The sequence below is a fragment of the Pseudomonas viridiflava genome (assembly GCF_003702045.1).
Taxonomy (GTDB): domain Bacteria; phylum Pseudomonadota; class Gammaproteobacteria; order Pseudomonadales; family Pseudomonadaceae; genus Aquipseudomonas; species Aquipseudomonas viridiflava_C.
Genome location: NZ_RBTP01000070.1, coordinates 1 through 1,358, shown reverse-complemented (window position 1 = coordinate 1,358; position 1,358 = coordinate 1). Strand labels below are relative to the sequence as shown.

Genomic DNA, 1,358 nt, shown 5'->3' with positions numbered 1-1,358 from the left:
TAGGTCGCTGACGTGTCACCTGGTCAATTTTTCTCGTACAGTGGTGACTCTGGCAACGGCTTGCCGGTCTTTGGATCGAGGAGCTTGGCTTTGGCCAGTTGTCCGATCAGCGCTTCGCTCGGTTTTGGTGGCTGGACGTTGGCCTTGCGTTCCTCGACCCATTTCAGCTTACCGTCCCAGGCGGGAAGTTTGGCGGGTGGCAAGGGAACGATATCGTTGATTTCGGGGACAGCGGGGTTGGCGTAGGACCAGTCGCCCAGCATTTTGCTGATTTGCTCGTAACGTCGTGCACGATCAGAGTCTTCTGCTTGGTCTAAATAATACAAAAGATCAGCAGGTTTTGCTCCATTAAAGCTCCCCGCTAAAGTGAAGGCAGCAAACTCATTGCCGCCTGCTACACCGATTTGGAAAGCCTCAAGCGCGGCTTTGTAGTTCTTAGCTGTTGAAAGATTTATGCCTAATGCTAAGGCAGCATCGCCATTGCCTTGTGCAGCAGCGCACTGACGCATCAGTCGTGCAACCTCAGGAGCGATGTCAATGGGTGCCAACTTATCTGCTAAGTAAGTTTGTGCCTGAGCGCTGCCCTCGTCCGCTGCTTTACGATAATAACGCAGAGCCATATTCGCGTCCTGCTGTAAACCTGCAACGCCCCGCTGCAAGTAGGTAGCGATTAGGTAATATCCAGTCGCAACCTTTGCATCGATCAGTTGCTGGCTAAGCCGCAGGACCTCTTCACCACTCAGTGTGAACTGACCCCGTGCCGTACCGTTCTGCAGATTGATATTAGCCTTATAGTGCTGGTTTTCAGCGGCAATGCGGTAAAGCCGTTCGATTTCGGCATCAACAGTCTTGTCCTGCTTGAGCTGGTTGTTTTTCTGCAACCAGCGAGCATAACGAAAAAGACTATCGGTCTCCGGAGAGGCCGTCGGGATTTTTTCATGCACGCAGGTAAATGCCAGTTTGGCATCAATGTCGTTCAAGCTATCCAAGGGAGTGTCCTTTGTCCGTAAATTGTTTGCGTGAGCACTGGTAAACACGAGTAGCAGGCTCAAAAGCAGAAATATCAGGCGCATTAGTCAAGATCCTTATAATTTGCTTTGCTGTAATAGAACTCGACAAGAGAAACATATGGCTGCTGCTTTGCTGCTTTGAGTTCTTTGTTCCGCTTAATTATTAGCTCCCAGGCTTTGAAAGCAATATCCGGATCATCCTGCGCCCCCTTATTCCCCGTATGCAGCCCCCACAACCTGCGCCTCAACTGCTGTGTCGTGTCCGCATACTCATGACAAATATTCAGCTCACTGTCACCCATCATGCTGCGGGTGTTGATGTTGGCAGAACCCTGCGTGGTGTACACG

At 51.0% G+C, this 1,358-nt stretch carries 1 protein-coding gene and 1 pseudogene; both read right to left on the bottom strand.

Translation table 11 applies throughout. The features are described from left to right. Positions 1 to 23 precede the first annotated feature (23 nt). Positions 24 to 1,073, bottom strand: coding sequence for a sel1 repeat family protein (locus ALP40_RS22695; RefSeq protein WP_122210396.1), 1,050 nt, complete (start codon positions 1,071 to 1,073; stop codon positions 24 to 26). After that, a pseudogene (locus tag ALP40_RS22690) lies at positions 1,073 to 1,358 on the bottom strand (phospholipase); the annotation flags it as partial. The pseudogene ALP40_RS22690 and the gene ALP40_RS22695, both read right to left, overlap by 1 nt.